General features: G+C 50.4%; 13 protein-coding genes and 2 pseudogenes. 4 read left to right on the top strand and 11 right to left on the bottom strand.

Annotated features, from left to right (window positions below; translation table 11 throughout):
* The first annotated feature begins 122 nt into the window (after positions 1 to 122).
* Together MKY48_RS09240 and MKY48_RS09235 are read left to right on the top strand one after the other, a co-directional pair.
* Positions 123 to 2,435: an AraC family transcriptional regulator gene (locus MKY48_RS09240; protein ID WP_339292794.1), complete on the top strand. Its 2,313-nt coding sequence runs from the start codon at positions 123 to 125 to the stop codon at positions 2,433 to 2,435.
* Between the two features lie 147 nt (positions 2,436 to 2,582).
* Positions 2,583 to 4,157 (top strand): FAD-dependent oxidoreductase, encoded by a 1,575-nt coding sequence (locus MKY48_RS09235; RefSeq protein WP_339292793.1) that lies wholly within the window; start codon positions 2,583 to 2,585, stop codon positions 4,155 to 4,157.
* 75 nt (positions 4,158 to 4,232) lie between these two features.
* Here MKY48_RS09235 and MKY48_RS09230 read toward each other — a convergent pair whose 3' ends face one another.
* Positions 4,233 to 4,934, bottom strand: a complete 702-nt coding sequence (locus MKY48_RS09230) for a 4'-phosphopantetheinyl transferase superfamily protein (protein ID WP_339292792.1) — start codon at positions 4,932 to 4,934, stop codon at positions 4,233 to 4,235.
* A gap of 192 nt (positions 4,935 to 5,126) precedes the next feature.
* Here MKY48_RS09230 and MKY48_RS09225 point away from each other — a divergent pair, with 192 nt between their 5' ends.
* Entirely contained in the window at positions 5,127 to 5,888 is a 762-nt protein-coding gene (locus tag MKY48_RS09225) for an aminoglycoside adenylyltransferase domain-containing protein (protein WP_339292791.1), read from the top strand.
* Between the two features lie 147 nt (positions 5,889 to 6,035).
* Here MKY48_RS09225 and MKY48_RS09220 read toward each other — a convergent pair whose 3' ends face one another.
* The 3 genes and pseudogenes from MKY48_RS09220 to MKY48_RS09210 form a co-directional block, all read right to left on the bottom strand.
* A complete protein-coding gene (locus MKY48_RS09220; protein ID WP_339271862.1) occupies positions 6,036 to 6,161 on the bottom strand; it encodes a hypothetical protein in 126 nt (41 codons plus the stop codon).
* A gap of 68 nt (positions 6,162 to 6,229) precedes the next feature.
* Positions 6,230 to 6,382: pseudogene (locus MKY48_RS09215) on the bottom strand (DNA modification methylase); the annotation flags it as partial.
* Between the two features lie 101 nt (positions 6,383 to 6,483).
* Positions 6,484 to 6,657 (bottom strand): tryptophan RNA-binding attenuation protein, encoded by a 174-nt coding sequence (locus MKY48_RS09210; RefSeq protein ID WP_098742648.1) that lies wholly within the window; start codon positions 6,655 to 6,657, stop codon positions 6,484 to 6,486.
* Positions 6,658 to 6,780: 123 nt separating this feature from the next.
* Here MKY48_RS09210 and MKY48_RS09205 point away from each other — a divergent pair.
* A pseudogene (locus tag MKY48_RS09205) lies at positions 6,781 to 7,312 on the top strand (ParB N-terminal domain-containing protein); the annotation flags it as partial.
* A gap of 184 nt (positions 7,313 to 7,496) precedes the next feature.
* On the opposite strand, the gene MKY48_RS09200 reads toward MKY48_RS09205, so the two are convergent.
* The 7 genes from MKY48_RS09200 to MKY48_RS09170 form a co-directional block, all read right to left on the bottom strand.
* The gene (locus tag MKY48_RS09200) at positions 7,497 to 7,670 is read right to left on the bottom strand and encodes a hypothetical protein (protein ID WP_339292790.1); all 174 of its coding nucleotides are present in this window, start codon (positions 7,668 to 7,670) and stop codon (positions 7,497 to 7,499) included.
* A gap of 225 nt (positions 7,671 to 7,895) precedes the next feature.
* Complete coding sequence (locus MKY48_RS09195; RefSeq protein ID WP_339292789.1) at positions 7,896 to 8,168, bottom strand: hypothetical protein; 273 nt, start codon at positions 8,166 to 8,168, stop codon at positions 7,896 to 7,898.
* Positions 8,169 to 8,612: 444 nt separating this feature from the next.
* Positions 8,613 to 13,268 carry an S-layer homology domain-containing protein gene (locus MKY48_RS09190; RefSeq protein WP_339292788.1) on the bottom strand — a complete coding sequence of 1,552 codons (4,656 nt, stop codon included), beginning with the start codon at positions 13,266 to 13,268 and terminating at the stop codon, positions 8,613 to 8,615.
* A 132-nt stretch (positions 13,269 to 13,400) separates the two neighbouring features.
* The gene (locus MKY48_RS09185) at positions 13,401 to 14,939 is read right to left on the bottom strand and encodes an extracellular solute-binding protein (protein WP_076320517.1); all 1,539 of its coding nucleotides are present in this window, start codon (positions 14,937 to 14,939) and stop codon (positions 13,401 to 13,403) included.
* A 231-nt stretch (positions 14,940 to 15,170) separates the two neighbouring features.
* Positions 15,171 to 16,088: a carbohydrate ABC transporter permease gene (locus tag MKY48_RS09180; RefSeq protein ID WP_076320516.1), complete on the bottom strand. Its 918-nt coding sequence runs from the start codon at positions 16,086 to 16,088 to the stop codon at positions 15,171 to 15,173.
* A gap of 16 nt (positions 16,089 to 16,104) precedes the next feature.
* Positions 16,105 to 17,073, bottom strand: a complete 969-nt coding sequence (locus tag MKY48_RS09175; RefSeq protein ID WP_339292787.1) for an ABC transporter permease subunit — start codon at positions 17,071 to 17,073, stop codon at positions 16,105 to 16,107.
* A 1,541-nt stretch (positions 17,074 to 18,614) separates the two neighbouring features.
* Complete coding sequence (locus MKY48_RS09170) at positions 18,615 to 20,225, bottom strand: response regulator (protein ID WP_339271855.1); 1,611 nt, start codon at positions 20,223 to 20,225, stop codon at positions 18,615 to 18,617.
* Positions 20,226 to 20,257: the final 32 nt, after the last annotated feature.

The raw sequence follows: 20,257 nt of genomic DNA, 5'->3' as shown, positions 1-20,257 counted from the left end.
TTTTTTTATGACAAGTCATGATGATCAAATACAGTGATTATTCTTTTCGAAATGATTATTGAATGTAACCCGGGTTGCCCATACAATGATTATACACTTTGTTAAACAGGAAGGTGTATCTATTGCATCCAAAAAGTAGCTATTATTCTAAAATGGTCCTGTTCGGCTGTTTCATCAGCATCATTCCTCTTGTGGCCCTCGGCTTCTTCTCGTTCATGAAATCATCCACCTCCGTTCAAAACCACGTCAACAGCAGCAATATCCAGATTATGAATCAAACCAACAGCAACCTCGAACAGGTGCTGCGGACCGTGGATTATACACTGAATTACGTCATTAATTCCAATATTCTGCAAAGCGCGTTGTATCGGCCCCTGTCCTACTATGACTTCCAATTGTATAACAAGCTGAGAGAAGAGATGAGTCTACTGCAATCTCCCGAGACGAAGGTTACGGACGTCATCCTTGCGAATACGACAACCAACTGGCTGATCAATAACCGGGGCATGTACGAATTTAATGAATACGCTTCCAAGGATGCGCTGCTGACACTCATGGAGCTTCAAGGGAACTCCAATTGGGTGATGCTCGAGACGGAATCCCTCGGGTCCAGCGATACGCTCAGTTATGCCTGCCCCTACACGATTGCGCTTGCGAAGAAAATGCCGCTCTCCTCCTCCAGCGCCCGGGGTGTCGCGCTCGCCACCATTCCCAGCTGCAGTCTCGCCGCTATGATGGATACCCCTTCCGAATCCCGGGAGGTAATGGTTCTGGACCACAATTACCGGATCGTTGTACATCCCGAGCAAGGAAAGCTCGGGCAATATCTGACCGATACCGGGTATGAGGAGGCGGAGCTGGGCCATTTTGACAATAAATCGGGGCAGTTCGAGACGAGGATCGACAACAAGCCGGTGTCCGTTACGTACGTCCGGTCCGATTTTAACGGCTGGTTGTATGCCTCGTTTACCGAAATGTCCGTCATTACGAAGGAGTCCCGCTCCATCGGCTGGTTTACGCTGTATATTTGCATGCTGATGATCGGTTTCAGCATTCTGCTGGTATGGCTTGGAACGCGGAAGATGTACACGCCCATCCGGCACATTTTTGAAAATATCGTGGAGCGTTTGCCGGAAATCCAAGCCAACAAAAAGAGCGAGCTGCAAATCATCGACGAACATATCCGGGATATGTTCCATTCGAACACCAAGCTCCGCAGCGAGCTTCGGCAGACCAGCCAGCAGGTACGCACCTTTTTCCTCCATAAGCTGTTTCTGGGGAAGAGCAGTCCGCCCGAAGTGATGGAGCAGATCGGGCTGTTCGGCTTCAAGGAGCAAATATCCGCTTGGGAGCATCTGGCGGTATTTACCCTTCAGATCGATATGCTGGACGAAACCCGCTATGAACGCAAGGATCGTGATCTGCTGCTGTTTGCCATCAACAATATCATTGAGGAGATGATCCCCTCCTCCCATCGCCTCCCCTCTGTCATTATCGATCTCACGCAGGTTACGCTCATCGGACGAGGCGGTATCACGCTGGAAGCATTCAATGACTATATGTATACATTATCGGAGGAGATCCAGAAGACGACGCGCAGTGTTCTCGATCTGGAGGTCAGCATCGGCATCAGCCTGCCTTACGACAACCTGTCCAAAACGTCGCGCGCCTACCAGGAAGGGCTTGAAGCCCTGAAACACCGCATCAAGCTCGGGACCGGTGTCATTATCCCTTATTTCAGCCTGAATTCAGGCAAGCACACCCGGGTCTATTTCTACCCGATGCAGGTGGAGAACGAGCTGATTGATGCCATCAAGCTGGCCGATGAAGATCGAGCCGTAGAGTTTCTGAAGCAGTGGCTGCACGAAGTGTTTCGGAAGGATCGGACCCCGCATGATTATCAAATCTCGCTCATCCGGCTGTTGAATGATCTCATGATCGTGATGCAGGAGAATGGGATCATGCTCGAGCAGCTCGACATCCGGGACAGCTCTCTTGTAGAGGAGCTTCTTCGGCTCTACACCAATCATGATATCGAAAGCTGGTTTAAATCCCGCATCATCCGGCCGATGGTCAGTGTATTCCGGGATCGCCAGGACTCTCAATATCAGAATCTCTCCGAGCAGATGATCGAGATCATCCGTAATGAGTTTGACCGCAATATTACGCTCGAGGAATGTGCTTCGCGCCTCCATTACAACAATTTTTATCTAAGCAGCGTATTCAAAAAAGAGACCAATATGTCCTTCAGCGAATACCTGTCCCAGTACCGCTTCAAAATGTCCAAGAAATGGCTTGTCGAAAGCGATATGCCCATTAAGGATATTGCGGAGAAGCTGAGTTACAACAATTCGCAGAACTTTATCCGGTCCTTCCGTAAGTTGGAGGGGATGACACCCGGGCAATATCGCGGCAAATACAAAACCGGACAATAAATCTTGTAAAACGGCATCAGATTACCAAAAAAGGTCACCTGTTTCCTGTACTTTTCCTAAGGGTAAGCATCTACAATTAGAAATAGTCACTTGTTGTGCTGATCTTGTTGATCATTTATGAAACTATCCCAAAAGGAGAATCTGTCAATGATACGAGAAATGCAGGCCGATATCGTCATTATCGGCGGCGGGACCGGAGGAACAGCCGCCGCACTTGCCGCCGCTAAATCAGGAAAGACGGTCATCATGACCGAAGAGACCACTTGGATCGGGGGACAGCTAACCAGCCAGGCGGTTCCGCCCGACGAGCATCCGTGGATTGAATCCTTTGGCTGCACGCGCAGCTACCGGCAGTTCCGCGAAGGTGTCCGCCAGTACTACCGCGATTTTTTTCCCATGACTCCCAAGGCCAGATCCAATGTGCAATTGAACCCCGGCAGCGGCATCGTCAGCCGGCTGTGCCATGAGCCGCGCACGGCTCTCGCCGTGCTGCATCAAATGCTGGCCCCGTACATTCACAGCGGACGGCTTACGATCCTGTATCAGTATGCGGCAGAGTCTGCCGACGTTTCAGAGGATCGCGTGAACAGCGTAACCGTTCGTCATCTTGAAACGCAGGATCAAATCGCGCTCCGCGCCCCGTTCTTCGTGGATGCCACCGAGCTCGGCGATTTGCTTCCGCTGGCGGGTATCGAGTATGTTACCGGCGCCGAGTCCAAGTCCCAGACAGGGGAACCGCATGCCGTTGACGGCGATCCGCTGCCGCAGGACATGCAGGGCTTCACGTATTGTTTTGCCGTGGATTATCTGGAGGGTGAGGACCACACCATCGAGAAGCCTACCCTTTACGATTTTTGGCGGGAGTATAAACCCGAATTCTGGCCGGATAAGCTGTTAAGCCTGACCGCCGTCAAGCCGTCCACGAATGAGCCGATCGAGTATGGGATTTTCCCGGGACACGGCAAGTTCCCGCTTTATCAATACCGTCAAATCCTGGATCCGAAGCATTTTGCAGAGGGTACGTTCGACAGCTCGGTGTCGCTTGTGAACTGGCCGCAGAACGACTACTGGCTCGGCTCCATTATCGATGTTCCGAAGGAAGAGGCTGACCATCATATCTATCAAGCCAAGCAGCTTAGCTTGTCCCTGCTGTATTGGCTGCAGACCGAGGTGCCGCGGCCGGACGGCGGGAAGGGTTATCCCGGGCTGCGCCTGCGTCCCGATGTGGTCGGAACGGAAGACGGGATGGCCATGTATCCTTACATCCGTGAGTCGAGAAGAATTCAGGCCGAGTTTACGGTGCTGGAGCAGCATGTGGCAACCGAATCGCGGCCGGACGGAGCTTCGGAAACGTTCCCTGATTCCGTCGGCATCGGCTGTTACCGGATCGATCTGCATCCGAGCACGGGCGAGCGCCCCTACATTGATATCTCGTCCCTGCCGTTCCAAATCCCGCTGGGCAGCTTAATTCCGAAACGGATGAAGAATGTGCTGGCCGCCAGCAAAAACATCGGGGTCACCCACATTACGAACGGCTGCTACCGGCTGCATCCCGTAGAATGGAACATTGGCGAGGCCGCCGGATATTGTGTCAGCTATTGCCTAGACCATGATATTCTGCCGACGGATGTGCGGAGCGATGAAGAAAGACTGGCCAGCTTCCAGCAAAAGCTCGTCAGCGAAGGAATCGAGCTGACATGGCCGGCACTGCGTCCTGTCTGATCATCAACTACAATGGAAATGCTAAAAAACCAGCTCAAGGGCATCGTCCTTAGGCTGGTTTTCTCCTGGTTCCGTTCATAACTCCTCAGCGGTTACGAATTGGACGTTCTTAGGGAAATGACGGCTAATGCCGCACACCGACAGCTTGTAACCTTCTTCCACCGCATACTGTTTAAAATAGTAAGTCTCTCCGTTCTCCCCAAGCACAGGTGCCCACTCCCCTCCCAGCAGTTCCAATGCAAAAGAATCCAGGGGCAAATGGAGGCCTTTGCCAACAGCCTTGATATAACTTTCCTTTAACGTCCATAGATCAAAGAAGCGGGAAAGCCGGACGGAAGGATCACAGTGTAACAGCGCGTTAAACTCGGTTTTATGGAAAAAGCGTTTGGCGATATCCATATCGATGGCTCCCATTTTCTCCACGTCAATCCCAACCGGCTCGTGGCTAACGGCGCACACGATCCAATGCCCGGAATGGGAGACGTTAAAATGCAGATTGTCATGATGCTTTAAGGATGGCTTGCCATATGCGTTCCTTATGATTTCTATATGCATCGGATCAAGTCCCAGCTTATCCCGAAGGATTCGATGGACCATGGCATCACCAAGCACCGATCGTTGGTAATCGCTCGCTCTTCTGAATTTGGACACATAGTCCTGTCGATCAGGCGATAACGTCTGGAACAAGGCACGGAACGTCTCATCGCGAATTTGGTCCGAATTCTGGATTGCGTAAACCTCGATATGGCTTGGTTGGTCATCATGAAAAGTATTCATAACTCCGTCCTTTCAACAAAAAACATAGTCACGTGTTCACTTCGATATGTATGTTTGAATCCCCTGCTTGCTTTATTAGACTTCCTGCCCCAATTCCAAGTATAAACGGACGAACGGATCGATTAATTGACAAAGAAAAGAATCCCCGAACATAATGGATGAATATCATACTAGGTGAAGGTGGGGTTTCAATTGGACACACAATGGGTTTTGGATCAAGCGGTCGATTTGTTTAAGGAGGAGCTTGGCGGCAATCTGGTTGGCATTTACTTGCACGGCTCGTTAGCTATGGGCTGCTTCAACCCGGACACAAGCGATATCGATCTGCTGGTCGTGGTTGAGGACAAGCTGACCCGGGATCATATGAGGCGGTTGGCCAAAAAAATCATAGCGTTCCATGATGGTATGCCCAATCAACAGGGGTTGGAGCTGAGCCTTGTCCTGGAATCCAGTCTGCAGGAGACCGTCTATCCGCCTCCATTCGAGTTCCACTATTCCGCCTTTCATCGCGAGAAGTACCTGACCGATGACGATTACCTATGCGGCGGGTTCCAAGACGCCGACCTGGCCGCCCATTACACCGTGATCTTTCATCGGGGCATTGCCCTGTACGGCAAACCGGTTCACGAGGTCTTTACATCCGTTGACCGGCAGCATTACATACAAGCCATCCTCCATGACGTGGAGGGTGCGGGACAAGACATCACCGGCTCCCCTATGTACTACACGCTAAACCTGTGCCGGATGCTGTACTATCTGAAGGAAGGCGTTGTCTCCTCCAAAAAAGAAGGCGGAGAATGGGGCCTGCTCACGCTTCCTTCCAAGTATCATCCGATTATCAAGCGTGCCTTGCATCAATATAGCGGCGGAACCCAGAATCCTGCGGACTCTCCCAATGAACTCATCGCGTTTGCCGGCGATATGCTGGAGCTGATCCGAAAGGAACTGGAATAGGGGCGGGGATCGCTTGGCTGATCGTCTTAACCGGGCAAGCTACACCGCTCGGCATTGATTGTCTTCAGCTCCCGGCGCACATAACTGAGCGACATGGCTGGTGGTCATAACTTTTCGCTCCGCCAGAGTCTACAATAACAGTTATGATCACCGTTTAGCCTGCCCGCCTGCTTCTTCCCGATGCACCTCTAGTGATGTTGCCGTTAGGGCACCCCGGATGATAATGTCTTCAACTTCCTTTTGATATTCATCTGTCGGCCACAGTAATGACACGGTTTTCCTCCTTTCACGCTTGCTTTGGGAAGAACACTCCGCCCCGGGTACAAAAACAGGTCAGCTCTGGAAATGAGAATCGGCTCAATGCCGGTAGCTTTTTGGTACCTCAGTATAATGACGTCGCAGATTACTGGATCCAACTCTAAGGTTCTGCAGATACGCCAGAGTTGATCACAAGTCATAAGAGTGGATCCGCTGCCCCCGAAGAAATCGACAATTTACTCAAAAATAAAAAAACAAACAAAAAAGGACCGGCTGTTTAGTCAGTCTTTTTTTGTTGCAAAACAACATCAGACACTGGGTCTATAGGATCTGTTTCCTAAGAATGTTTTTTGAAAAAGTGGAGTAATGTTTGCCCAAGTGCAGTTAGAATGACACCTTTTCCATCACATTTTGAACAAGGTTCTTTTTCATCATTAGCGATAACATATTTTTCTCCATTGCAGTTAGGGCAAGGGAGTTCCAAATCGTCCTTTGCAATAATTACTGACATAAATATCCCCTTTTCATTTTTGTAGGAGGTTCTTCGTGTTTTGATTTAACATATCAAAAGTAAATTACTTATTCAACTTCGGGCACTTTTATTCTTGCCATAAAACCAATGCAGGTAGAGAACATGAACATCAGAATCGTGCCAATCGATCAAATCAATGCAGCAGCCTATAACCCAAGAGTGGATTTACAGCCGGGAGATCCGGAATATGAAAAGTTAAAGCATAGCATCGAAGAATTCGGCTATGTGGAGCCGATCGTTTGGAACGAACGTACCGGCCATGGTCGGCGGTCATCAGCGGTATAAGATCATGGTTCATGAGCCGGGTCTGGCCGAGCTGGAGGTCTCGGTAGATGATCGAGAGAAGTTGCTGAACTTGGCCCTTAACAAGGTATCTGGTCGTTGGGATGAAGGAGCGCTTGCCTAGTTATTGGAAGAGCTTCAGGAGAGCGGTGCGGATCTCTCACTTAAGGAGCCAGAAACCCGGCGCGGTGATGTATAGCAGCTTGGCCAGCATCGTTTGGTATGCGGGGATGCCACGGATCAGGAAGACGTTGCTCTGTTGATGGATGGAGCTAAAGCGGCGTTGGTTGTAACTGACCCACCGTACAACGTGGCCGTTGAGAGTGACTCAGAGCGGCTGGCCGCTGATGGTTAAGGGAAATCCAGTGGGTTATCTTCGAAGGAAGGACGTTCTTTTAGAATGAACTGTTCAAGAGCATCTTCGCAGATTTCTTCATCCACGTCTTTGATTGGCTTAAAATCCTGCTCAGGAGCTGCCCAATCCGCAAGCTTGATTAATTTTTAGAAAAAGAAAAAGACCGCCCTATAGGCAGCCTTTAACCATTGCTTACAAATTGAAATATCCCAATAAGTGTCATAAGCAGATAAATAACGAGTATAATGATTACGCCTGTTCGAAGCGCTTTGAACCCCCTTGATCTCTTCTCCAACTGCTGCTCCACTGCATTCAATCGATCTTTAAGCTCTTGTATTTCATTCTCTTGTCCCATTTCAGCCTCCTTTAACCGTTTTTCAAGCTATATATCCTTTCAATAAATACGGCAGGTAAACGAATAATAAACGATACATACGCAGATTCGGGGTCCGTAACCTGACCGCCCATCACACCATCCTTTAAAAGCCCCTTATAGTATAACTGCCTATAGTTAAATATTACCATATACCCCCACCCCGACCAAGGATATAGGGTCAATGTTTTTATCAATTGCCAACAATTATGTAGTATGCTTTTTCCTCCCTTGGAAGGACGCCACCAATTGCAATTTAATCAGCACTTGTTCAAGGAGCTCTAACGGGTCATCTGAGTCCTCCATCTGCTCACAAATTTCGATGGCTTCTTCTACTGCTTTACCGAGTTCGTCTGCACGTTTCTTCTCTTCTGCTGCTTGCTGGAGCCAGTATTTTAAAACCTCTGGCGAATTAAGACCCTGACCTTTGTCATCTAACCTATTGCAATATTCCATATCCTCATGCCAATCTCTACTCATTCTACTACCTCCTGAACTTCTATTTCATTTTAATCACGCTTTCTTCTGCCGGAAACTCCGCAATCCAAAATTCACACTTGTTTATACATATACTACCTCCTATACACTGGAACTTCCATTTAATCCCTGCGTATATATCTTTAAGAATTTGATTCGATACGAGTCTAACAAATTCATTTGAAATGAGGTTCATCATATGAAAAAGATTAACTGGCCCGGAAGAACAAAATTGGAGCGAATGGAGATGACAACTACTCTCATTTTTGATGCTATTCTCTACATCCCACGATTGATCATGAAGCTGTTTTGAGGATTCCCCTTACCCCATGGAGACAAGTACGACGTCTTCAAAAAAGGTAATACGTCAAGTTCACTGTTACGTTACTTCAAAAGCCTTATATATGCAAAGACCCGTTCGTTAATAACGAACGGGTCCTTTTCGGTTTAACGGTTAATGAATTCTGCCATCTGCAGCATTCTGGTTAATACGACGGCTCCTTCCGCCCGGGTGGACTGAGCTTCCGGAACGAACTGGTCAGAAGAACGTCCCTCCATCAACCCTGATTTGACGATGGCTGACACGGCCTCTTCAGACCAGGATGCGATGTGTTCGCGATCCTTGAACCCTTCCAAGATGGAATCCGGATCTCCTGTCTCCAGATCCGTACCAGCAAGCTTCAGTGCACGGAGCAGCAAGACACTCATCTGCTCACGGGTAATCTCCTCGTTCGGACGGAACGTACCATTACTGAAGCCTTCGATCAGCCCATGCTCCACAGCCGTAGCGACAGCGGCTGCATACCAATCGTTTGCCTTCACATCCTGGAACCTCGCATGAACTCCCTGATCCTTCAAACCGAGCGCGCGAACGAGCATCGCTGTGAACTGCGCTCTCGTGATCGACTCGTTTGGACCAAAACGCGTATCACTTAATCCCTCGATCAATTGTTTCGAGGCCAGCAGCGAAACGTCCTCGCGAGCCCAATGGCTGCTTAAATCCGCAAACGTCTTCGCATGGGAAACTACGGAATAAATCCCGCTCTCCCTCCACTTAAACTCCGCTTGGGATTTGCCGTTCGACGTGTGAATGAGCGCCGGTACGAAGACCAGCTTGCCGGATGCTGAATCCAATCGCAGCACCGTCGTTTGGGATGGACTGACGATACTGGACAGGGCCCTGGTAAACTTCGCATAAGCTCCCTTCAGTGCTGGCAGTTCCGATAACTTGTCACCCTGTTTCCAGGCTAATGTAATGGCAAGCGCTGCATCCAGTTTGGAGGCTCCTGCCTCCAACGCTGCGTTCACCCGATCCTCTTCTTCTTTCGAAGCTAAACCGATGCGAATTTGCAGACTTTCCGCCGTACCCCGTTGTTGTAAAGCTTCCGTAAGCGAATGCAGCGGAATTTCCAATCGGCCAAGGGAGGATTCCAGCACGATGGAGCCCCCCGGCAGGTCCTTCACCGCAGCGCTCAGCCCCTGCACCGGCAAGTGAAGAACGACGGCATCCGAAGCGTCGGCCACCGAATACGTAAGTACGCGTGATGCCGCGGGCAGTTTGCTGAGCCGTTCTACGTCGCCGAGCATACCCTTCTCGCTCGCATCCGCTACGATGACCGTACCGCCTCCAGATGCTGTCTCTTTCTTGATGCTCAACCGCTCGGGCTCTGATGGTGTAGGAGGTGGCGTTGTCGATCCTCCACCGGAAGAACCGGAGCCGCCGCCCGGAGTCCCCGGATTGGATCCGCCATCTCCGGTAGAGGTCCGGATAACCTCAAACGTTTTACTGTTCGTTTTGAATTCGTCAACAAATACGTCCACGGTGATCGAATTGACGCCTGTTTGCAGTGGAACATTAACTGTAAATTCACCGCTGGCTGCCACGGCGGCATCAGCACCGTTCACCTTGACAGTCGCTTTGCCGGGCCCGAGAACTTCGACAAGCCCTTTCAGCGCAAGCTGGCTGTCGCGCGTCTCTTTGCCCTCGTCGTCCATCAACCCGCTTAATACGGCTGAACGAACTTGATCCCCGGTATTGTAGGCATTGGCAACGAGCTGACGCAGCGTTCTCGTGCCTGACGGGTCCAGGGTGGAAATGACAAAACCTCCCTGCGGAATAACGCTGTTATTCTCTTCCGGCGCTCCCCAGCTCCAGTTGATCGCTTGGTTCCGGTTGACAACGCGGGTCACGTGGCCCGTGTTGTCCACCACCACTTCCACTCCAAAGCGGTTCGTGCCCGTAGAGTATCCGAAGGCTTCGGTCATCACATTAACGTTGCCCTCGATCCGGTTGATATTATAGAAATTGCCTTCAAGGAACGAATCCGCACTTCCCGGCAAACTCATGCCCAGCTGGTAATCCTTCACCCACTCCTTATCTTGGAGAGCCGCCGCCGCGATCGGCCAGTTGACCTGGGATGCGTCAAACAGCATCAGTCCGTTCGTGGACTTCAGCCCCGCCTGGAACACTTCGCGCTGAACGGCAGGTGCCTGCACATTGTTCATGGCAATGCCTGCATACAGCGGAATTTCCCCGTTCGTTACGATATTGCCGAGCGTAATATATTTCTGAATTTCCTGGCTGGTGGTTTGATAAGCCCCAATCATCAGAAAATCCAAATACTCGATATACCCGGTATCATAATATTCCGGTGTATACACCGATTCGTCCGGCATGCCGAGTGCGGGATCGAACCGGAAGTTCTTGCTGCCCCAGTTCACGCCGTTCAAATAATACGTTTCATACCAGGATCCAACATAGGAGGATACCTCGATCTTTCTGCCTGTTGAAACTTCATAAGAATCCACCAGCGTCTTCACTTCGCCGAAGAAGCTCTGAATCGTGCCCGAGCGGAATTCCCACCAGTCCTGAATCAGCGGACCGTATACCCGAACATTGTTTTCATAGTAGAAGATATCGTCTGGCCAATTGACAAGCTGCTTGTTCCGTGCCTGCAAAAACTGCTCGAACTTCACGCGAGTTTCGTCGCTGAAATCGGCCCCTTCGTTGTCATATCGGCTCCGGTCATGGACAACGCCGTCCACATCGTAATTCTTAATAATCTCCTCAAATGTTCGAAGCTGATAATTGCGAACCTCGTCATTGGACGGATTGACGAAGGCTACCAAGCCCTGCTTTTTACTTTCACGCAGACGTTTGATCTCGCCATTGTTCTCCGCAAAATATACACGTTCCTCCCAATCGAGATGATCGTTCAGAACCGCATACTCGTTATGGGCAATCGATCCTTCGGCAAACACGTTAATCGCCGCATGAATCTCTAATCCCAGCGCATGACCGTGGTTAATGAACTCCTGCAGCAGATCCAAATCCGGACTTGCGCCCGCTTTTTCGGGTGCCTTGATCTCGCTGACGTAAGGTCTGCCCGTCATATCGTTCTTCTTGTACGAGACATAACCTTCAACGCCCTTCACATCAAACGCCACCGAGGTAACGCCCGTTTCCTTGGCTTTTTGCAGAAATGCCAAAACATCCTCGCTCGTTTTAAACTTTCTGGCATTGGAAGCCTGGTCCACCCATAGTATGACTTCTTTATCCGGGGAGAAATCAGGTCTTGCAAACACCGCAAGATGACGAACATCCTGGTCAATGTCATTTTTCAACACTTTGACTTCGATATAATTGGTCCCTTTTGTTAACGTATATTGATGAGTAAAGGTGCCATCCGCTTCAAAAGGAATCTCGTTACCGTTCACTAGGAGCTTGATCGCCGTAATGTCGTCCATGTTGTCGATGCGCCCTTTGATAGCGGTGCTGCCTTCCGTTACGGTATACATCGTCTGATTATCCAGCGTAAGCCGTGCAATAAGACCATTGCCGCTCATGATGTCGCGTACCTGCACCACTTCCCCGTTCTTTCGCAGCTTGATCATGTCGCCGACCTTAAAATTCTCGGCCAAATAGCGCTTGATGTTGTTGCCTGCGTAGCTGCTGTCCTGTGCCATCAGCACATAACCGCCTTCGGGAATTTCAAGATCGGTCGGTCCGGTCCATACCGGCGGCTTGCCGTTGATCGAAGGATTGATCACCCGCAACACACGGTTGTTGGCATCCACCTGCACGGCCACATTGGTCTGGGGAATCGTAATGGAGTTTCCGTAATCCCTTGTAAAAATCGCCACAATATTCGGCACGCCCGTAACATCCTTATCGACATAGTCCAGCTTCTTGCGCGGGCCTTCAATGTCGATCGTAATATCCTTCGGTGCCGCTTCGACTTCAATATAATCCTGATTCTCGATCGGTTCGTACACGATGTTCAGCGTTTGAACGGCCAATTCGCCTTCTCCCTTGAACAGCTTTACCTCAGCCGCGTTCGGACCCGGCTCCAAATAAACATTCATGCGAAACACGCCATCCGCCGTAAGCGCAGTCTCATCGCCATTAATGGTTACGCTTAAATCCTGATCTGCGGCATAGTTCGCTACAAAACCTGCAATCTCAATGACCGGAATATCCACGGTCGTATCCGTTTGCGTAATCAGATGCAGCTCGGGTGGCAGCGGATCCGGCCCTGGACCCGGTCCCGGCTGCTCCGGCAGGAAATCAGCTGCAGTCACTTCTTCGCCCGCCCGCATCAGCTTCACCGAATCCCCCGTTTTGTTAAGATTGAAGAGAGGTTTCTGAAAAACGGATTGATCCCACGCATTGGTGCCGCCAGCCACTACAACATAGCCACCGGCCGGAATCGGCAGTAGCGTGCCCGGAGGCCAAGAAGTCGGAGGATCAGCGTCCGGTCCAACCACATTCTGCACGATGCCGCCCGCATCCACGGAGACCGCGACATGAAGCGTAGGCACCCATACCTCATCGGTATATACGGAACCCGTGACCGCTACCCCGCTTGTGTACAGCGCCAAGTAATCATTTTTCCCTTCCACTGTGTCGCCTGCTACGTTGATATCCGTGAACTCCAGAATCTCTCCGCCTTGGGAGACCAAGGTAACGGGATCCGTGCCCGCACTTTGCGCCGGGGAAATTTCGTTATCCGCGAACGCGGAGGAACCAACCGGAACGATGAGGGACACGATCAGTGACAGACTGAGAAACAGTGCGATCCGCCTGCGAAATAAACGATACATCAATGATTACCACCCTTCTCTTATTCAGAATGAACCGTTTGGTACCATTTAAATTCAACCAACACCTCCCCTCTGTTATTTAATTTTGAAAAAAGCAGCCGCCAGCGCAGACTGCTTTTTCAAATGAATCATTTACTTCGTGGACTGAAACCATTCATTCGCTGCGTTCACCATGTCGGTTCCACCATCGGCTCTCCATTGAGCCAGAAATTGATCGTAAGATTCAATCGGCTTCGCTCCGGAAATGAATTGCAGCACATTGTCATCCAACATGGTCGTCAATTTCAACAGATTTTTGGATACAGCTTCAATTGGCGGTGCTGTCGACATCGGATCTACAACCATAATGCCTTCTGCATTTTTCTGGAACTCTTCAAAATGCGCCTGAAGAACAGGATCTTTACGTACACGTGCTTGCCAGTAAATCGGATACTTCTCTTCGTCTACCCCTGTCAGGAAACTGCTTGCATTATTCAATTCATCATTGAAAATCGGCAGAATCGGATAGTACTTTCCGTCCTTCACTTCATGATGAACGCCTTCTTTACCCAGCGCGATGCCCTTAAACGTCTCAGGCTCCATTTTTGCGTTGAGGAAATCCATAGCGGCTTCCTTATTCTTGGAGGATTTGAGAATAGCAACATACCAAGTGGTATTCGCTTTAACCCCGACCATGGCTTTGCCGTCCTTGCCTTTCAGATAAGGAATGACGGATGTCTTGGCTTCCGGGAAGTTCTTCTCTAGCGCAGCAAGCGTCGTCCCGGCATTCCACCAGGCCAGCTTATACATCGCTGCTTTACCGCCTGAGAACTTCTCAATCGATTTCTGTGCGGTATTAATTGGCATCTCCGTATCGAGCAAGCCTTCTTTATACAGCTTATTCATATAAGCAACATATTCTTTCATCTCGGGCTGTTCAGCTCGATGAACCAGCTTGCCATCGACTTCTTTCCAATCAGTCAAAACGCCAAATGTTGTGGCAATATCGCCATAAAGGGAAGTGGACTCTTTACTCATGGTGAGCGGAATGACATTCTTCTTTTCCTTAATCGTTTTAAGTACATTGTAAAGTTCATCGGTGTTCGTAGGCATGGACAAACCCAGCTCATCCATCCAGTCTTGTCTGACGACGAGCGCCTCGCCGATGCTTACGCCAGCCCCCGTCTCTGGAATACCGAAGATCTTCCCATCGATCGTTGCACTGCCAAAGGACTCTTGTTTTATGGATTGTTTAATATAATTTCCATGAGACTCAAGCAGCTCATCGATTGGCTCGAGCGCTCCCGCAGAGGCCAGATTGTAGAACTGGGGTGCATTCAATTTCACCAAATCATAGTTATCTTTGCTGGATACGAGCAGGTTCAGCTTCTCATCCGCGTTTTCGGCCGGCAGCAGTTCGTAATCCACATTGAATCCGGTTCTTTCCTGGATGTACTTGGCCACGTATTCGGTCTTCGGATCAAACAATCCATATTGCATAATCATGCGCAGACCCGGTTTTTCAGACGTTGTGTCTTTGTTCCCGTCGTCTTTCGGGGTGCTTGCCGGTGTGTCCGATGGCTGAGCCGCCGGCGTATCCGTCGTGCCGCCTCCCCCGCCGCCGCATCCGGATAGTGCCAGCGTGAATCCGAGAATCCCGGCCAACACCGCGGATTTTTTAATCTTGATCATGGATAACCCTCCTTGTGATTGAGAAATTCAATGAATTCTGCCATCTGAGCAATACGAAGCGCATCACCACCTTTATAAGATAACCCCACAAAGTGGGGCCTTGCTCCGAAGTCCATTCAGGTACTTGCGGGGACCCCGGAAATTATAATTAGCGGTAGTTTTTTTTGCGATATAGGCTGCAGATCCTCCAAAGTTTATACTTTCTGATCTCTTCAGAAAACCTGATGAAATCTAGCCTTTAACCGAACCTACCAGCACGCCTTTGACAAAATACTTTTGCAGGAATGGGTACACCAGCAAAATCGGGATTGTTGCCAGCAGGATCGAAGATGCTTGTATGGACTGCGGCGTTGCGTTAATCGCGGCGTCGACATTATCCTTCAGGAAGTCCCCGCTGGACGAAACCAGCAGTTCCTTCAGGTACAACTGCATTGGTTTGATCGCCGGATCGGTAATGTAGATCATCGCCGCAAAATAGTCATTCCAGAAAGCGACCGCAAAGAACAATCCGATCGTTGCCATGACGGGAAGCGAGAGCGGCACAATGACCGAGACCAAGATGCGGATATTCCCCGCGCCGTCTAGCTTGGCGGACTCCTCCAGCTCATCCGGAAGCCCCTCGAAATAGTTTTTAATGATGAGCATGTTGTACACGTTCACCATCGCCGGCAGGAATAACACCGGGAAGGAGTTCACCAGATTCAAATTCTGCATGAGCAGGTACGTCGGAATCAGTCCGCCGCTGAAGAGCATCGTGAATACGAAAATCAACAGCAGCCCTTTTCGTCCGCGCAGCCGGTATTTGGACAACGGATAAGCCGTCAGCGTGGTCAGAAACAAACTGCAAGCTGTTCCGATGATCGTCAGAAAAATGGATACCTTGAGCGAATTCAAGAACATGGAATCCTGCAGCACATACTTGTACGTTTCGAATTGAACCCCGACCGGGAGCAGTCCAACCTGGCCCGATATGACGGCTCCCTCGCTGCTCAAGGATTTCGCGATCAGGTTCATGAAAGGAAGCAGGGTCGTTAAACCCATCAAGATGAAAAAAGCATAATTGAATACCGAGAAGCATTTTTCCGAAAACGACGTTTGGATGACACCTCGGGTGGTGTTTGTTCCTTCCAAAGCTTTTTTGTGATCCATTTGCGCCACCCTTTCTTTACCAGATTCCGCGCTGTAAGTATTTTCTGCTCATGGCATTGCCCATGATGACCAATGTGAAGGATATTACGGCTTCGAACAAACCAACCGCTGTCGAGAAGCTGTAATCCTGGTTCCCGAGACCCTGCCGGTATACATAGGTTCCGATGACATCCGACACCTGGTACACGACCGGATTGTACATGACGAGAATCTGTTCCGTTCCCGCTTCCAGCACGTTCCCGAGCCGCAGGATGAACATCAGGACAATAATCGGGGCGATCCCTGGGAGCGTAATGTGCCACAGCTGCTTCCATCGTCCGGCCCCGTCGATCTTCGCCGCTTCATACAGCATCGGGTCGATCATTGTAAACGCTGCCAAATATACGATCGTGCTCCAGCCCGTTTCCTTCCAGCCTGCCGAGGTGATCAGCACGCCTCGGAACACGCTGTTATCCAGGAAGAACGCAATCTGCTCCATGCCCAGGAATACCAGCAATTTGTTGACGATTCCTCCGTTCGTTGAGAGGAGATCGATAAACAATCCGCCAACAATGACCCAAGACAGGAAATGCGGAAGATAGATGACGGTTTGCACCGTTCGTTTAAATACCATATTCCTCAGCTCATTGAGCATCAGTGCAATAATGATAGGGAGCGGAAACAAGATCACGATTTTCAGGAAGCTGATGATGACCGTATTTTTAAATACCTGAGCAAAATCCGGCGACGTGAACAGCTTCTCGAAATGCTTCCATCCTACCCACGGGCTGTCGGCAAATCCGGTGAATATGTTGAAATCCTTAAATGCGATCGTAATGCCGTACATCGGCGTGTATTTGAACAGTAAAATGAACAAGATGCCCGGTACAAGCAGCAGATAAAGATCCCACTCTTTCCATATGTCCGACCCTAAACGGCCCCAATACCCTCGTTTTTTCTTCATCTCTCTATACGGTGCCGGCGATGGTTCTATCGTGGGTTTCATCGACTCGTCTCCCCCTTTCTATTGATTCAATCTCCTTGGTTACTACAAATTGTAATTCCCGCCGAAGCGACTGAGTAGGCGAGGATCATTACTATTTATGGTAATATGATGTTGTGTTGGGGAATGGACGTCAGTAATTATGTCATGAAGTTACGACGGGTGTTTCATGAGGTGTTAACTTGTCACGATCGGCTAATCGCTGCCAACCGAAATTCATAACTGAAATTCAAACCATTTGCTTTCAAAACCCTAGGACCATTTGAACCCCTGGCCCCCATTTGACCCTTTATCGAAAAAAGAGGATTTGTTCATCACTCCGCATGCGGATTGTTCTTCCGATCCCTGTTACCCCCGGATTTCTTCTGAATGAATGAATGAATGAATGTTGAAATCCGGGGATAAAGGGGACCGCTCACGCTTCTCCAGAACAATTCCGCCTGCTCCGTTGAAGCTTACTCAAGAATGAAGTTGGCATTCGAAGCACGGCAATGCCGTGTTTCGAATGCCAAGCAAGGCCTCCTCTGCTCTGCGCCGAGCTTGGTCTCCCTAGCCTCAACCATTCTGCGCGGGTGATTACTTCCGCCCTGCCGATGGTTGGGGCTGGGGGTAAAAGCAAACGAGCCGTTCGGGATGTATGACCCGAACGGCTCGTTTGCTTGTTTAAGTAACAGCGGCATGCTATGCTGCGCTGCGTATTCACCCCTCCCCCACCCTCATGGAGGGAGGCTTTTGGGGTGGTCTAGACCCACGCGGACCAGCGGAGAGGGCGCATCGATTCCGGAAAAACGATAGTGGGCGCCTTTGGAGCCGAATTTCTTCCTCTGTAATCATAATCCCAGGAATTTCGGCGACAACAGCGATTGGAGGAACGATACGACCGCGGAGCGGCTTTCTCATCTCTCCCTCCCCCACCCTCATGGGGGGGAGGCTTTTGGGTTGGTTTGGACCCCCACGGACCAGCGGAGAGGGCGTATCGATTCCGGAAAAACGATAGTGGTCGCCTTTGGAGCCGAAATTCTTCCGCTGTAATCATCATTCCAGGAATTTCGGCGACGACAGCGATTGGAGGAACGATACGACCGCGCAGCGGCTTTCCCATCTCTCCCTCCCCCACCCTCATGGGGGGAGGCTTTTGGGTTGGTTTGGACCCCCACGGACCAGCGGAGAGGGCGTATCGATTCCGGAAAAACGATAGTGGTCGCCTTTGGAGCCGAAATTCTTCCGCTGTAATCATCATTCCAGGAATTTCGGTGACGACAGCGATTGAAGGAACGATACGACCGCGCAGCGGCTTTCCCATCTCTCCCTCCCCCACCCTCATGGGGGGAGGCTTTTGGGTTGGTTTGGACCCCCACGGACCAGCGGAGAGGGCGTATCGATTCCGGAAAAACGATAGTGGTCGCCTTTGGAGCCGAAATTCTTCCGCTGTAATCATCATTCCAGGAATTTCGGTGACGACAGCGATTGAAGGAACGATACGACCGCGCAGCGGCATAGAACGATGGGTTTTCAAGCCTTCACAACCCAGCCGACCTCACTGCTCACCCTTTAAATTCCCCCGGATTCACACCCCAATACTTCCGAAACACCTTGGTGAAATAACTAACATCGCGGTACCCGACCAGCCGAGCTGCATCGTACACCTTAAGTCCTTCCTGCAGCAGCGACTTGGCCCGCTCCATTTTGCGTTCCAGCACATAGGTCGAGAAGACAACCCCCATTTCCTGCTTGAACAGCCGGCTGAGATAGGAAGAATTGACATAGAGCCGATCTGCCACCGTATGCAGCGTAATTTCCTGATCCATCTCCTCCTCAAGCAGGTTCAGGATATCCTTCACCACCTGATGGCTTGTCGTTTTCCGCTGCTCGCTCATAAAGGAAACGATATGCTTCACCGTGCGCTCCAAGAGCGACCAGGTTTGCATTTTAGTGCTCAGCAGCTTGACGTTTTGGAAGAAATCGATATCCTCGCCAACGACTTTTTTTACCGTCCAGCCCTGCTTCTGGATCATTCGGGTAAAGAAGCTGTTCATGTATAGAACCGCCTCATGGAATTCATCCGAGGATTCGGATCTGGAGAAGGCTTCTTCCCATAACCCCTTCAGCGCCTCCAGGGCTTTCGTCTCGTCCGCGGTTTCAAGCGCGATCTCCAGCGTCTTCTCCAGATTCTGCTGCACGATCACGCCCTGGATATCTCGCTTGTGCTGCTCCCGGTAAGGAATCGCGAGGTCGTGTCCGTACACGACGCGGTCCTGAAGTGCCCGGCAGGCTTGCGTATACAGCAGGCTCATATCTTCAATCGTCCCGATCGAAGCACAGATGCCGGCACTTGCCGTCAACTTCAGCACTTCCTTCGTCTGGAAGAGCAGCTTGGAAACATCGGCATTCAGCCGCAGCATGGCCTCCTTAGCGTCTTGATTTTCCTTCACGAACAACACCACCAGCAGCATACTGCCGGAATCCGACGTGATCCAGAGAGAGGGATGGGATAACAGCTCCTTAGCCAGGCACTGCATCGTGAACTGCAGCAGCTCAACATCCCCCCGTTGAAACCGTGTCTCATGCTCAGGCAGCGGGTCCAGGTCCACCACGGCCACCGCGATGCGGTCTTTCTCCTTCAACGGAATATATAATTCCTTGCTCTTACTAAGAACATCCTGCTTTGTATATTTTCCGCTCACCCATTGGATAAAAAATAGATTTTGCAGGTGCGGGAGATTGTCTTTCCATTTCTGTTCCAACGCAGCCTTGCGCTGCCACTGCTCCAGATCTTCCCGCAGCTGCTGCCTCGCTTCAAGCACCGCTTCGAGGATATCCTCCTCGCCGGCGGGCTTCAATAAATATTTGGAGACCCCATATTCCAGCGCAAGCTGCGCGAATTCGAAGTTATCATGTCCGCTCAGAATGATCATTTTTGTCAATCGGCTGATGTCCTGCCGGCTTCGTAGCTCGCCGAGGAGCGTCAGTCCATCCATTTCAGGCATCTGCACATCGATCAGCATAATATCCGGTTTCTTCCGACTCACAAGCTCAAGCGCCTCGACGCCATTGGAAGCCATACCGACCACTTCAATTCCATGCATGTCCCACGGGATATTGTAAGCCAGTGCATTACGCAGCCGGGGTTCGTCTTCTACAATCATGAGATTCATTTATGTCTTCCCCTTTCGAGCATCTATATATG

The sequence above is a fragment of the Paenibacillus sp. FSL W8-0187 genome, assembly GCF_037969755.1.
Classification (GTDB): domain Bacteria; phylum Bacillota; class Bacilli; order Paenibacillales; family Paenibacillaceae; genus Paenibacillus_AQ.
Note: the sequence above shows the minus strand (reverse complement) of the source record. Positions and strands in the feature narration are given on the sequence as shown.